We start from the raw sequence: 13,046 nt of genomic DNA, 5'->3' as shown, positions 1-13,046 counted from the left end.
AGATTATTAACGGCTTTGCCGTGATAATATAATTTTACAGGAGGTGTGGGATGAGTAATGTAAATGAAGATATAGGTAATGATTTAATTCAGGCTGCTAAAAGCGGTAATATTAATGAAGTAAGACGTCTAATAAGTGAAGGAGCAAATGTTAATGCAGAAGATGATTATAGAAAGACTCCTTTACATTTGGCTGCTGAAAATGACCATAAAGAAGTGGTAGAAGTTCTATTAAAAGCAGACGTAATCGATATTAATGCACAAGATAATGATGGATGGACTCCTTTACATTTTGCTGCTCTAACTGGCAAAAAAGATGTAGTAAAAGCCCTATTGGATGAAGGGGCAAATGTTAATGCAAAAGATAATTCTGGAAAGACCCCTTTACATTTTGCTTCTGAAACTGGCTATAAAGAGGTAGTAGACGCCCTATTGGGAAAAGATGTAATCGATGTTAATGCAACAGATGATTCTGAAAATACTCCTTTACATTTTGCTGCTGAAAATGGCCACAAAGATGTAGTAAAAATTCTATTAAAAGGAGGAGCAAATGTTAATGCAACAGATGATTCTGGAAAAACTCCTTTACATTCTGCTGCTCTAAATGGCTATACGAATATAGTAAGTGCTCTAATAGGCGCAAAAGCTGATGTTGATGCAGGAGCATTTGGTATAAATCGGACTCCTTTACATTTTGCTGCTGAAAATGGCCATAAAGGTGTAGTAGAAATTCTATTAAAGGGAGGAGCAGATGTTAATGCAGTAGAAAGTTTTTATGGAATGAATTCTTTATGTTGGGCTGCTCAAAATGGCCATGAAGGTGTGGTAAAAGTGTTATTAACAGCAAAAGAAATAGATGTTAATACATATCCTCAAGCATTATATTTGGCTGCTCAAAATGGCCATGAAGGTGTAGTAAAAGCGTTATTAACAACAGAAATAGATGTTAAAACTCTTTCTGAGCAACTAGTTTTAGCTGCTGAAAATGGCCATGAAGGTGTAGTAAAAGTGCTATTAACAGCAGAAATCGATGTTAATGAATATTTTCGGGCATTATTTCAGGCTGCTTACAATGGTCATGAAGGTGTAGTAAAGGTGCTATTAACAACAGAAAAAGTTGATGTTGCAGCAAAAGATGATCGCGGAAAGACTCTTCTACATTGGGCTGCTGAAAAGGGTTATGTAGAAATAGTAGAAACTCTATTAGGCAAAGGAGCAGATGTTAATGCAAAAAGTGATAGGGGAGAGACTCCTATATATTTGGCTCTTCAATACGGTCATGTAGATGTAGCAGAAGTTCTTTCAGAAGCAAAAGGGATCAATATTAACATAGCAGACAAAAATAGAAAAACTCCTTTAGATTGGGCTATTGATAATAAATACACAGATATAGTGCAGCTTCTATTAAGTAAGTTGGCAGATGTTGATCTGACAGATCAAGATGGAAGGACTCTTTTACATTGGGCTGCTGAAAAGGGCTATACGGATATAGTAAACACTCTGTTAGGAAAAGGAGCAGATGTTAATGCAAAAGATAATGATGGAAAGACTCCTCTATATTTGGCTGTTGAATACGTTCGTGTAGATGTAGTAAAAGCTCTAATAAAGGAAGGAGCAGATGTTAATAAAACACGTGGATTCGCTAATTTAAACAATGAAACATACTCTCTACTAAAAAATGCTGCTTTACTTGATGCTGCTAAAAATGGTGATGTTGATCAAGTAAGATCTCTAATAACTATAGGAGCGAGTGTTAATGCAGTAGATAAAGATGGAAGTACTCCTTTACATTGGGCTGCTGAAAAGGGCTATACGGATATAGTAAACACTCTGTTAGAAAAAGGAGCAGATGTTAATGCAAAAAATGATAAAGGAGAGACTCCTTTCAATTTAGCCACTGATAAAGGAATACAAAATCTATTGCAAAGCGTAAGAGAGGCCAATGGTAAACTGCTTGAGGCTGCTGAAAGCGGTAATATTGATGATGTAAAAAATCTGTTGGTTGAAGAAGGAAAAGCACAGGTTAATGCAACAGATGATTCTGGAAAAACTCCTTTACATTGGGCTGCTCTAACTGGCAAAAAAGATGTAGTAAAAGCCCTATTGGATAAAAAGGCAAATGTTAATGCACAAAATAAGGGTGGATGGACTCCTTTACATTTTGCTGCTAACCATGACCATAAAGATGTAGTAAAAGCCCTATTGGATAAAGGGGCAAATGTTAATGCACAAAATGATAAAGAAGAGACTCCTTTCAATTCAGCCACTGATAAAGGAATACAAAATCTATTGCAAAGCGTAAGAGAGGCCAATGGTAAACTGCTTTAGGCTGCTAAAAGCGGTAATATTGATGATGTAAAAAATCTGTTGGTTGAAGAAGGAAAAGCACAGGTTAATGCAACAGATAATTCTGGAAATACTCCTTTACATTGGGCTGCTCTAAATGGCGAAAAAGATGTAGTAAAAGCCCTATTGGGTGAAGGGGCAAATGTTGATGCAAAAGATAATAGAGGATGGAATCCTTTACATTTGGCTGCTGAAAACTACCATCTGGAGGTGATGGGAATTCTATTAAGTAATGGAGCAAGTCCTGTTAATTTAGTGAATCTATATGGATGGAATCCTTTACATTTGGCTGTTGCAAAAGGCGATGTGCAGTGAGTATTAAATGAACAAGCAAATGTCAATTCAGTAGAACATAAAAATAACTGGACTCCTTTACATCTGGCTCTTAAAAAGGACAAGATAGATATAGATGTGTTGAACGCTCTACTTAGAAAAGGGGGAATTGATGTTAATTTAGCAGATAGCAATAAAGATACTCCTTTACATTTGGTTTTTAAAAAGGACAACATAGACATAAATGTATTGAACGCTCTACTGGGAGCAAAAGACATCAATGTTAATGCAAAAGATAATAGTGGATGGACTCCTTTACATTTTGCTGCTCGAAATAACAACAAAGAAATAGTAGACGCCCTAATAAAAGCAAAGGCAAATGTTAATATAAAAGATGAAGATGGCAGGACTCCTTTCGATTTTAGTATTAACGAGGAAATAAAAGCTCTATTAACAAACGCACAAAACCCTGATGATGGTTCAGTGGGTGGATTATCAACTTCACAAACAGAAGAACAGCCGAGCTCTTTTTTTGGTAGTTTGTTTAGTATACTTATGAAGCCTTTTTCATTAATTGCATCATTTTTTGGTGGGTTTTTTTCATGGTTGTTTGGGTCTGATGAGCCAATACAATCATCATCTGAATCTGACCAACCAGTTGTGTTAGAACCACCGAATAGTTCAGGAGACCATGACATAATATAGCTAAAGGTTTACTAGATTCCAGCGTCACGCGCTGGAATGACATCCTCTCTAAGTAGCCTCCTTCTCCTGTCATCCCAGTGCGTGACACTGGGATCTCATTTTACTTTATGATGATGTCATGAAAGTAGCTGACATTGGGATCCAGAAGACTTAATTTCAACCAAATAATAAAGGCTAGATCCCAGTGTCAGCTACTTGGATGACAAAAAAAGGAGCACCGGAATGACAGCAGTCCTACGTCATACCGCTGCGGTATCTCTTAGCATAGATCCCGCTAACAAGTAGCGGGATGACGGTTGTCGGTGAACCTAAGTTACTTTAGCTACAAACGTTAAGAAATTTACCAAACGAAAAAAAAGGCAAAAGAAGCCCTAGTCATTGTCTACTTTCAGTATTGGCGTTTTTTAAGTCTTAAACACTGCAATTTAGCTGCTTTTAAATGCAACTCACCTTTGTTTAAATGTTTAAGAAATTTACTAAGCAGAAAAAAAGGCAAAAAAATCCCGTGTTAGCTAGTTGTCACTCTCTAATCCTGCAAATTGGCGTACTATACTGCCTTAAACGACTTATAAGCGCGTTTCATCTTATATAGGTAAAAACCTAGAAGTATTGTGAAGACATAAGGTGCACATAGTGCAAAAAGTTAAAAATAAGACGCCAACTACGTTGTTTTCTTGCTGTTTAATCTGCACAGATGAAGATAACTGAATACCTTCAGTTTCATGATAAAGGGCTGGCAGAGTTTGTCAAGTGGTTTCTATTGAATATATACAGTGGAATGATAAAATTCACACACACATTTTACTACGTGATCGGCGCTGATATTAAAATGCTCATAAAGTGTTTTATAAGGTGCTGATTCTCCAAAGCTTTTCATGCCAATAAATATACCGTTTGAACCTATATATTTATGCCAACCCATTTCACTTCCAGCTTCAATTGCAACTTTAATGCTGTCATTATTTAATATCGCCGCTTTATATTCATCACTTTGCTCATCAAAAAGCCTCCAGCATGGCATAGAAACAACCCTTGTACCTATACCCTTTTCCTGCAATTTCTCCCTTGCTTCAACTGCAATTTCAACCTCGGACCCCGTAGCAAATATTGTCACTTTTAATTCTTTTGAACATTCACACAAAATATATGCACCAAACTTCGATAGATTAGCAGATTGATCGATATCAAAATAGAATTTGCGCATGTAACTTACGTTTTGCCTTGAGAGCGCAAACAGTGCAGGTGACTCTTTTTTTTCGAGTGCAATGCTAACACACTCTAGAGTTTCAACTGCATCGGCTGGCCTAAAAACATATAGATTTGGTATAGCACGAAGAGAGGCTAAATGCTCTATTGGTTGGTGAGTTGGGCCATCTTCTCCCACTCCAATTGAGTCATGAGTCATCACATAGATAACCTGCTGTTTCATCAAAGCTGAAAGACGTATAGCAGGACGACAGTAGTCGGAAAATACCAAAAAAGTGCCACCATAAGGAAGAATCGCGCCGTGAAGTGCCATACCATTCATACATGCTGCCATAGCGTGTTCTCTCACTCCATAGTGGACATAAGAACCACTATAATTATTACTATCTATTACCTGCATGTGCTTATATTTAGTGCAATTTGACCCAGTAAGATCAGCAGAACCGCCGATTAATTCCGGCATATGTTGTGTTAAAAGTTCCATTACCATGCCGAAAGAAGAACGTGTAGCTTCGTTTGGCATTGTCTCGTGTATTTGTTTCTTCAAGTTAGCCAAAACATTATCGATATTGTCTGGTAGACGTTTATCTAACCGTCTTTGAAGTTCTTTATTTTCACTGGATTCCAGTGTCAAGCACTGGAATGACACCGAATTGCTGTTATCTGGCAGACGCTCATCTAGTCGCCTTTGAAGTTCTGCATGATATCCTGTCATCCCAGCATTCTCTTCTGTCATACCAGCATTCTCTTCTGTCATCCCAGTGCTTGACACTGGGATCCATTCTTTTTCTTCTTCACTGGTCACATGCTGGAATGACAATGAATTGTAATTTTGTTTTGCTCTCTCAACAGTTTTCATCCAGGCGTTTTTCACATCTTCTGGCACATGGAATGGCTCGTAATTCCAGTTTAATTTCTCTCTCATCTGTTTGATGTCTTCCTCCGAAAAAGCACCACTGTGAGCAGAGGATGTGCCAGCACGGCTTGAAAATTTTCCGATAATAGTTTTGCAGCAGATCATTGTAGGTTTATCAGACTTTTTTGCTTGCTCTATTGCAAGGGATATGGCATCAAAATCATGGCCATCAATTTTGTCAACATTCCATCCATACGCTAAGAAGCGTTTCTCTACATCATCAGAGCAGGAAAGGCAAGTAGCGCCATCTATAGAGATATCATTATCATCAAAAAGGGCTATTAATTTATTCAATTTAAGATGCCCAGCAAGTGATGCTGCTTCATGGCTTATTCCTTCCATAAGACAGCCATCCCCTAGCATTACGTAAGTGTAGTGATTGATTCTGAATTGCTTTTTAAGGATTGATTCAGCAAGTGCCATGCCAACAGCAGCGGCAAACCCCTGACCGAGCGGGCCTGTTGTTGCCTCTACCCCGGAAGTCAAGCCAAACTCTGGATGACCTGGGGTCTTGGATCCCATTTGCCTAAAGTTTTTTAGCTCATCTATGCTAGTATAACCTGTCAAATATAATATTGAGTATAGTAACATTGACCCATGACCGTTTGATAAAACAAAGCGATCTCTATTGAACCATTTAGAATCATCAGGATTATGATTCAGATATTTAGCAAACAAAACAGTTGCAACATCTGCCATGCCAAGTGGCATACCTGGGTGTCCAGAGTTTGCTTTTTGTATTGCATCAATTGATAAAAAACGGATGGCGTTTGCCATAGATTCCAAATGTGAATGATTCATGTGTTAATAGAAAAACTTAAAAATGAAGTATAAAAGATTATATCAGCAAAAACAAGTTGACACTGAGTGCTAAAATCCTTAATAATCTAAAGTTAAATCGTGAGAGTTTTTATATGACAACTGTTATCACTAGAAAGTATAGGATTAGCCGTAGACTTGGTGTAAATTTATGGGGTAGAGCTAAAGACCCAGTAAACAAAAGGAAATACCCTCCAGGTCAACATGGTATTCTTGGATTCAAGAAGTTATCCGACTTTGGTAAGCAGTTTGCTGCGCATAAGAAATTTAAGTTTTACTATGCGATTTCAAGTAAGCAGCTCAGACGTACATTTTTAGATGCTTATAACAGAAGGGGTTATACGGCTGATAATTTTATCGGTATTTTAGAATCAAGGCTCAGTTCTGTTTTATACCACTCTAGTCTTGTGCCAACAATTTATGCAGCGAAGCAGCTCATATCTCATAAGCACGTTACAGTTAATGATAAGGTGGTCAACATATCGAGTTATCGAGTGAAACCAGGTGATATAATAAAAATAAGAGAAAGGGCAGCAAAAATCCCTGTAGTAGTAGAGGCTGAACAAAAACAAGAGCGCAAGGCTCCGGATTATTTAGAGACAGATAGTAAAGAGCATTCAGTGAAGTATTTGAGGTCACCTCAATATTCTGAGGTTCCTTATTCAGCAGACATGGAAGTCAATTTAGTAGTAGAGTTTTACTCTAGATAGATAAAAAAAAGCCCGTGTGGCGGAATCGGTAGACGCAGCGGACTTAAAATCCGTGGGTTTTGCGACCTTGGGAGTTCAAGTCTCCCCATGGGCACCAATTTAACTTAGCAGATAAATACAAAAAAGTATGAAATGGCTTGATATAGAAGATATTGTAGAAGCTCTAGAGGAAAAATTTCCAGATGAGAATATAATTAATATCAGATTCACTGAGCTTAAAAAAAAGGTCTTGAGTTTAGAGGAATTTGATGATGATGAAAAACGCTGTAACGAGAAAATACTCGAAGCCATTCAAGCAGCTTGGATTGAGGAAAGATCTTAACAAATAAGAAATAACTATCGCTATTAAAAGTTAGCGCGTGACGCTGGAATCCAGAAAAAAAAGAAAAATGGATCCCAGTATCAAGTACTGGGATGACAACAAAAAAGAAGGAGTCTAAAATTCGGACACCGTATATCATTCATTTTAGACAATACTGTACTTTTTAAATCTAATTTAAAATTCACTCAGGTTAATAATAATTTAACTAATTACAATTAAAACAGCTAGAAGGTTAATTATGAGGCAAAGATGGCAGCACAAAAATTTTTGGATGGAACGTGATTACGACTTGCCTGACAAGTGCTACGTTGAGATAAATTTTACATAAAAATACTGCTTTTTACGGTGTAAGGCTAGAGGTTTGTAAAGTAGTTAGAAGGTTGTCATCCCAGTGTTAACTACTTGGATTTGGCACTGAGGAAATCCAATGTAGTAGTAAACCTTACTTATTTAGTTATACTAGAAACAAAACAGAAAAATGCTCAAACGTAGCGGTCCAAAAAAAATAAAGTCTATAATTGAAAATTACGCATTAAAATGCATGAAAAATAAGATTAGCAAAAATGAAATACGTCTGATTTTAAACTGGCGAAATATAGTAGGGAAAGAAATAGCAGAGTGTACAAAACCGAAAAAGATCTCATATGCACAGAATGTAAATTCGGGTGTATTGCATCTAGTAGTAACAAATGGCAGTAAAGCATTAGAAATTCAGCATATGATTTCTCTTATAATAGAAAAAATTACGATATTTTTTGGCTACAAAGCAGTATATGGTATAAAAATTAAGCAAGAGAGTATTGACTATTTGACTATATAAGGTAATCTAAGTACATAGAATAATTTGGTATATTGAAGTGAGTAGAGTTTGTGAATTAACAAATAGAAAAAAATCTTTTGGTAATAAGGTATCACATTCGAATCATAAAACAAAGCGTACCTTTCTTTTAAATTTACATAAGGTTACGTTGACAAGTGATATATTGAATAAAAAGTTTAGATTTCGTGTGGCAACAAGAACTTTGAGAACTATAGATTACAAAGGTGATTTAGATGCTTTTTTGCTCAACACAAGAACGATTAAACTAAGTGAAAAAGCGCAGAAGATAAAAAGAAGGTTGAAAAAAGTTTTAGTAAAGCAAGAGGTAGAGTTAGCCGTTTCAGATGCATAGCAAACCTCAATGGCTCAGAGCAAAAGCTCCGACCGGTGAAGTATTCAATGAAACTTTAAACATCGTTAAACTGCATAACTTACATACGGTATGTGAAGAAGCTGCATGTCCAAATATTGGTGAATGTTGGAATAAACGTCATGCTACTGTGATGATTCTTGGTTCTGTTTGCACTCGTGCTTGTGCATTTTGCAACGTTGCAACTGGCATTCCTGATAAACTAGACCCTCATGAGCCAGAAAATTTAGCAAAAGCGATAAAAAAGTTAAACTTAAAACATGTTGTCATTACTTCTGTTGATCGTGATGATTTACCAGATGGTGGCGCAAATCAGTTTATACAGTGCATAGAAGAAATTAGAAAGATAACTTCAGAAACAACAATAGAGATTTTAACTCCTGATTTTTTAAATAAGAAAGGAGCATTTGAAGCAATTGCTGTTGCATCACCTGATGTCTATAACCACAATATTGAAACAGTGCCGAGATTGTATGCAAAAATAAGACCACGAGCTCGCTATTTTCATTCACTATATTTGTTGAAGATGGTAAAGCAGATTAATCCTAAAGTTTTCACAAAGTCAGGGCTTATGGTTGGTCTTGGAGAAACAAAAGAGGAAATACTTCAGGTTATGGACGATTTGCGCAGTGCTGAGGTTGATTTTATTACAATTGGTCAATATCTACAACCAACTCCAAAACATGCAAAACTTGATAGGTATGTTACCCCAGAGGAATTTGAGCATTATAAATACGTTGCTTACTCCAAAGGTTTCTTAGTGGTTGCATCAAGCCCACTAACTCGGTCATCATACCACGCTGAAGAAGATTTCAACAGGCTCAAGGCCTGTCGTTGACATTTGTGTTAATTCAAATTAATTTTTACTAATTATAAAGGAGTTGAGCGACTTTACGTAATGTCTACTATAAAAATCGAGAAGAAATCACAATTAGTTAAAGAGGTATTCGATTCCGTGGCAAGTCGCTACGACACCATGAATGATATAATGAGCCTCGGAATGCACAGATTATGGAAAGATAAGATGGTAAATAGTGTGTATTTTACAAAAAACTCTAAGATTTTAGATGTTGCTGGAGGAACTGGAGATATAGCAATAAGAATAGTAAGAAAAGAGCCAAGTGCTAAGGTTACAGTATGCGATATAAATCAGAATATGCTAAGCAGAGGACGTGATAAAGCTATAAATTCAAACCAAATTAATTTTGATTGGGTATGTGCGAATGCAGAAAGTTTACCATTTGAAGACTCCGAATTTGATTATTGCACAATAGCTTTTGGCATTCGAAATGTTTCTGACCGCAAGAAGGCTTTAAATGAGGCGCACAGGGTATTAAAACCACATGGAAAATTTATCTGCTTAGAATTTGCCCCTATGCACTATCAAAATGAGATATTTACCAAACTTTATGACTTATATTCATTTAAAGTAATTCCTAAAATTGGCAGCATAGTTGCTAAAGACAGGAGTTCTTATGAATATTTAGTGAAGAGCATTAGAGAGTTTCCAACTCAGGCTGATTTTAAAATGGAAATTGAAGAGGTAGGCTTTAAGAATGTTGAGTTTCATAATATGAGCTATGGAATAGTGGCATTACACATTGGAACAAAATGAATATTAAATTCTGGTATAGAACGCTGGATTATTATCTCATCCTTCCAGTGTTTTTTTTGCTCACTATAAGCTTCATTCTTGTTTATTCAGCAAGCCCTGTAATTGCGCAGCGTCTTTCTTTACCACAAGATTATTTTATACGGCGCCATACAATTTATATAGTCCTGTCACTAATTACCCTGGTGACATTTTCTTTTCTCAACACAAGAACTATACTTAACCTCTCATTCGCAGGTTTCATTTTATTTACTATTTTAGTGGCAGCTGCGATAATACTTGGTATAGAGGTAAAAGGTGCGAAACGATGGTTACATATTGTCAAAATTTCAGTTCAACCATCTGAGTTCGTAAGGCCATTTTTTTCTGTTGTTATAGCTAGTATCTTAGCCAGCGGAATGAAGTTTAAAATGCACATATCAATCATAATATTTCTGTTAGTTTTTGTGTTGTTACTTTTGCAACCTGATTTCAGTATGTCCATGCTTTTAACATATTCTTTTATTGGTCAAATGTTTATTGCATGTATACCACTTTTATACTTTCTATGCATAATAGGAATGGCCACAACTGGAACTACAATAGCTTACTTATGCCTCCCACATATAAAGCAAAGGATTTACAATTTTGTCTTTTTTACGCAACGCGATAACTTTCAAGTCACAAAATCATTAGAAGCATTCAAAAGAGGTCAATTAACTGGAGTTGGACCTGGTGAAGGTAGCGTAAAAACCTCTCTTCCTGATTGTCATACAGATTTTGTGTTTTCTGTTTTAGCAGAAGAATTTGGTTTGATTACGTGCTTAGCCACATTGATGTTATTTGGCATCATTTCCGCCCGCTTGCTTTACGTTGCATATAGAGAAAATGAATTATTCAATCTATTGGTGATTCTTGGTATCTCAATTCAATTCATCACACAATTCATAATAAACACAGGGGTAACATTGAGTGTTTTTCCCACCACCGGCATAACCCTGCCACTACTTAGCTATGGTGGTTCTTCTCTTTTATCTTCGAGCATCGCACTTGGCATAATGCTGTCTTTCAGTAGAAATCAAGCTATCGCATTAAAGTTTCGTGAGCGTGTTGTGCTTGTGGACTAGTGGTCACCCGCTCACAACTATTATTGGTATCCCTCCAAAATGGGTATCTGTTCAGATGAGTGGCAAGAGATATTATGAAATCTGAAAGAGTTATGCATAGCTGTATGAACATTCATTTTTGAAGGTAAATTGCACAGCAAATGGTGTCATTCCAGTCTGGAATCCAGAAATTTTGCTTATAACTGAGCTGATGAGCTAAAGGTAGTTCTCTTACGCTAAAACAAACGTTTTTAATTAAGTTGCATAGAAGCTGGATCCCAGTGTCTGGGCACTGCCCACTGGTGGCCCAAACTACAACGTTCGTACAGTTGTGCGTGGCGCTAACACGTAGCGGTATGACAGCAGTCCTACGTCATACCGTCACGGTATCTCTAGATCCCGCTAACACGTAGCGGGATGACGGTTGTCAGGGTGTCATCCAAGTAGCCTCTTTCTTGTCATCCCAGTGCCCAGACACTGGGACCCAGGAAACTTAATTGCAAGTAATGCATTGGGTTTGGTGAGTATGGGTTTTGCGTTATAGAATGAAGCACTTTTGGTGAATTTGTAAAGAAAACTGGATTCCAGACTAGAATGACACCTACAGACACTCCACTTGTTATTCTAACGCGTGACACTGGAATCTAGATAACAATTAGACCATATTGTCAAGCAATATGCTATGAGAATTCTTACTATCTCTGTATGACCATTTCTAGTAGCCCAATGTAAAGGAGTGTATCCATCTATATCTTTTGCATTAACATCTGCTCTTTTTGCTATTAGAACTTTTACTGTATCTATATGACCATTTCTAGCAGCATTATGTAGAGGAGTACTTTTAAAATTATCTTCTGCATTAACATTTGCTCCGTTTTGTATTAGAGCATTTACTACATCTGCATGACCATTTTTAGCAGCTGAATGCAATAACATAAATCGATCATATGCTATTAATGTATCATCTAATGTATCATCTTCAATTTCAAATAGGTAATCTACATCAAAACTGGCCCCTTCCCACTTTTCATATTCACCTTTACCTTCTGCCTTTAATTCCTCTTTTATTTTTTCAATTACGTTGTCTTTACTTAAATCTTCTTTCTCATTAACTGCGCTTAACATTCTTTTCCACTGCTCATAGTTCATTGTCATAATTTTACCCCTACTTCAATAATATTTTAATTATCATGTATTATGGCAAAAAAATCAACTCATTTCTTCCAAAGGCTCTATATTGAAGATAGAAAGTCCAGAAGCGATCTAAGGCTTGTACGAGGTGAGGTCTTTCTTATATTTTTAATTGTGTAATCTTCTGTGTTTGTAAATGTTTTTTCTATGCCCCACTGCAGTAATAAGTACTTTACGTTCTGAATGATTTATGATGTAAATTATACGGTAGTTGCTAACCCTTATCCTATATTGCCCTCTAAAGCTATGGCATAAAGGCTTTCCTAGATTAAAAGGATCAACTGTAAGGCGTTTCTTTATGGCCTCCTGAACCATTAATTTAATCTTTGCCGGAAGAGCTGGAATTTCTTTTTCAATAACATTTTTTAAGAATTTTATAGTGTAAGTTTTATTTCCAGATGTTTTCATCATCCTCTACTTCTTCTTCACCTTCAGAGAGGCGATCGTCAGCTATTTGGGATAGCTCTACATCTTCTTCGAACTCTTCTTCCACTAAATCTACTAAAACTTCAGGGATAGTTTTATTTTGAATCTCTGCCATTTCTGTAAGATACTGAGCCAATTTACTGTCAAAACTTACATTAACATTGAGCTTTTTTTGACTGTGAGCCATATATTAACCAAAAAGTACTACTACAAACTATAACATTTTTACTTAATTTTGTCAACTTC

General features: G+C 36.4%; 14 protein-coding genes and 1 tRNA gene. 11 read left to right on the top strand and 4 right to left on the bottom strand.

All coding sequences use genetic code 11. From position 1 onward, the window contains the following. Positions 1 to 50 precede the first annotated feature (50 nt). From ABWU50_RS04080 to ABWU50_RS04070, 3 genes are all read left to right on the top strand, one after another. Positions 51 to 2,327 carry an ankyrin repeat domain-containing protein gene (locus ABWU50_RS04080; protein WP_353275379.1) on the top strand — a complete coding sequence of 759 codons (2,277 nt, stop codon included), beginning with the start codon at positions 51 to 53 and terminating at the stop codon, positions 2,325 to 2,327. Positions 2,328 to 2,366: 39 nt separating this feature from the next. Further along, positions 2,367 to 2,660 carry an ankyrin repeat domain-containing protein gene (locus tag ABWU50_RS04075; RefSeq protein WP_353275377.1) on the top strand — a complete coding sequence of 98 codons (294 nt, stop codon included), beginning with the start codon at positions 2,367 to 2,369 and terminating at the stop codon, positions 2,658 to 2,660. A 63-nt stretch (positions 2,661 to 2,723) separates the two neighbouring features. Next, positions 2,724 to 3,323 (top strand): ankyrin repeat domain-containing protein, encoded by a 600-nt coding sequence (locus ABWU50_RS04070; RefSeq protein WP_353276354.1) that lies wholly within the window; start codon positions 2,724 to 2,726, stop codon positions 3,321 to 3,323. A 757-nt stretch (positions 3,324 to 4,080) separates the two neighbouring features. Here the strand turns inward: ABWU50_RS04070 and ABWU50_RS04065 are convergent. Further along, positions 4,081 to 6,246: a transketolase family protein gene (locus ABWU50_RS04065; RefSeq protein ID WP_353275375.1), complete on the bottom strand. Its 2,166-nt coding sequence runs from the start codon at positions 6,244 to 6,246 to the stop codon at positions 4,081 to 4,083. 113 nt (positions 6,247 to 6,359) lie between these two features. On the opposite strand from ABWU50_RS04065, the gene rpsD reads away from it, so the two are divergent. From rpsD to ABWU50_RS04025, 8 genes are all read left to right on the top strand, one after another. Continuing rightward, entirely contained in the window at positions 6,360 to 6,974 is a 615-nt protein-coding gene (rpsD, locus tag ABWU50_RS04060) for a 30S ribosomal protein S4 (RefSeq protein ID WP_096616967.1), read from the top strand. 10 nt (positions 6,975 to 6,984) lie between these two features. Continuing rightward, positions 6,985 to 7,071, top strand: a tRNA-Leu gene (locus ABWU50_RS04055). A gap of 30 nt (positions 7,072 to 7,101) precedes the next feature. Then, complete coding sequence (gene iscX, locus ABWU50_RS04050; protein ID WP_253308941.1) at positions 7,102 to 7,296, top strand: Fe-S cluster assembly protein IscX; 195 nt, start codon at positions 7,102 to 7,104, stop codon at positions 7,294 to 7,296. Between the two features lie 478 nt (positions 7,297 to 7,774). Further along, complete coding sequence (locus ABWU50_RS04045) at positions 7,775 to 8,116, top strand: DUF721 domain-containing protein (RefSeq protein ID WP_341822492.1); 342 nt, start codon at positions 7,775 to 7,777, stop codon at positions 8,114 to 8,116. A gap of 37 nt (positions 8,117 to 8,153) precedes the next feature. Beyond that, positions 8,154 to 8,468 carry a 50S ribosomal protein L28 gene (rpmB, locus tag ABWU50_RS04040; RefSeq protein ID WP_353275372.1) on the top strand — a complete coding sequence of 105 codons (315 nt, stop codon included), beginning with the start codon at positions 8,154 to 8,156 and terminating at the stop codon, positions 8,466 to 8,468. After that, a complete protein-coding gene (lipA, locus tag ABWU50_RS04035; protein WP_264732375.1) occupies positions 8,461 to 9,324 on the top strand; it encodes a lipoyl synthase in 864 nt (287 codons plus the stop codon). Before rpmB ends, lipA begins: the two co-directional genes overlap by 8 nt. Before the next feature lie 60 nt (positions 9,325 to 9,384). Continuing rightward, complete coding sequence (ubiE, locus tag ABWU50_RS04030) at positions 9,385 to 10,101, top strand: bifunctional demethylmenaquinone methyltransferase/2-methoxy-6-polyprenyl-1,4-benzoquinol methylase UbiE (RefSeq protein ID WP_353275370.1); 717 nt, start codon at positions 9,385 to 9,387, stop codon at positions 10,099 to 10,101. After that, on the top strand, positions 10,098 to 11,204 hold the full coding sequence (locus ABWU50_RS04025; RefSeq protein ID WP_353275369.1) for an FtsW/RodA/SpoVE family cell cycle protein: 1,107 nt from the start codon (positions 10,098 to 10,100) through the stop codon (positions 11,202 to 11,204). Before ubiE ends, ABWU50_RS04025 begins: the two co-directional genes overlap by 4 nt. Before the next feature lie 603 nt (positions 11,205 to 11,807). Here the strand turns inward: ABWU50_RS04025 and ABWU50_RS04015 are convergent. The 3 genes from ABWU50_RS04015 to ABWU50_RS04005 form a co-directional block, all read right to left on the bottom strand. After that, positions 11,808 to 12,338: an ankyrin repeat domain-containing protein gene (locus ABWU50_RS04015; protein ID WP_353275368.1), complete on the bottom strand. Its 531-nt coding sequence runs from the start codon at positions 12,336 to 12,338 to the stop codon at positions 11,808 to 11,810. Between the two features lie 144 nt (positions 12,339 to 12,482). Continuing rightward, positions 12,483 to 12,782: a type II toxin-antitoxin system RelE family toxin gene (locus ABWU50_RS04010; RefSeq protein WP_250295924.1), complete on the bottom strand. Its 300-nt coding sequence runs from the start codon at positions 12,780 to 12,782 to the stop codon at positions 12,483 to 12,485. Next, complete coding sequence (locus ABWU50_RS04005) at positions 12,763 to 12,987, bottom strand: hypothetical protein (protein ID WP_264732366.1); 225 nt, start codon at positions 12,985 to 12,987, stop codon at positions 12,763 to 12,765. The genes ABWU50_RS04010 and ABWU50_RS04005 overlap by 20 nt, the downstream gene beginning before the upstream one ends. Positions 12,988 to 13,046: the final 59 nt, after the last annotated feature.

Origin of the sequence: Wolbachia endosymbiont (group A) of Pipizella viduata (assembly GCF_964028555.1) — a bacterium.
Taxonomy (GTDB): Bacteria; Pseudomonadota; Alphaproteobacteria; order Rickettsiales; family Anaplasmataceae; genus Wolbachia.
Note: the sequence above shows the minus strand (reverse complement) of the source record. Positions and strands in the feature narration are given on the sequence as shown.